The sequence below is a fragment of the Streptomyces racemochromogenes genome (assembly GCF_044129415.1).
Taxonomy (GTDB): domain Bacteria; phylum Actinomycetota; class Actinomycetes; order Streptomycetales; family Streptomycetaceae; genus Streptomyces; species Streptomyces racemochromogenes_A.
Map to the genome: position 1 here is coordinate 1 of NZ_JBBDHD010000312.1, position 728 is coordinate 728.

1 protein-coding gene is annotated in these 728 nt (G+C 72.7%); it reads left to right on the forward strand.

All coding sequences use genetic code 11. The features are described 5' to 3' along the window. The first annotated feature begins 317 nt into the window (after positions 1 to 317). Positions 318 to 722 carry an aggregation-promoting factor C-terminal-like domain-containing protein gene (locus WDV06_RS37040; RefSeq protein WP_395514184.1) on the forward strand — a complete coding sequence of 135 codons (405 nt, stop codon included), beginning with the start codon at positions 318 to 320 and terminating at the stop codon, positions 720 to 722. Positions 723 to 728: the final 6 nt, after the last annotated feature.

Genomic DNA, 728 nt, shown 5'->3' on the forward strand with positions numbered 1-728 from the left:
CGTGGCGGTGAGGCGGCCCACAGGACCCACGTCACATCCGACCCCGCCTAGTAGCCCCGCCCCACCCCCGCCCACCGGCCCCCACCAGCGGGATCCGGCCCCCCGCCGGGACCTCTCCCCCCGCCCCCGGTCCGAAGCGGGCTCGTAGGAGGGGGGCGTTGCCAGGGCGCCGGGACCCTGGCTAACTGGGTGATGTCGCCGGGGCGGCCGGGGCGCACAGCCCCCCGCCCGGATGGCCCCCTCTCCCCCGTGTGAGTGGCTCCCGCACGCTCCGGCGTGCGCCGCGACCGTCCTTGTTCCCGTCGGAAGGTTCCTCCGTGTCCAACGCCGTCATCCGCCGCATCGCCGCTTCGAAGAAGACCCTCGCCGGTACCGTCCTCGCCCTGGGCGTCGCGGGCTCGATGCTCGCCACCGTCCCCGCGCAGGCCGCCCCGACGAGCGCCAAGGCGATCGCCCAGCAGATGATCAAGGACCCGGCGCAGTTCGCGGCCTTCGACAAGATCGTCACCCACGAGAGCGGCTGGGACTACACCGCCACCAACGCCTCCTCCGGCGCCTACGGCCTGGTCCAGGCCCTCCCCGCCTCGAAGATGTCCTCCGCAGGCTCGGACTGGAAGACCAACCCCGCCACCCAGATCAAGTGGGGCCTGGACTACATGAACGAGCGCTACGGCAGCCCGGTCGGCGCCTGGAACTTCTGGCAGGCCAACCACTGGTACTAAGCCGCC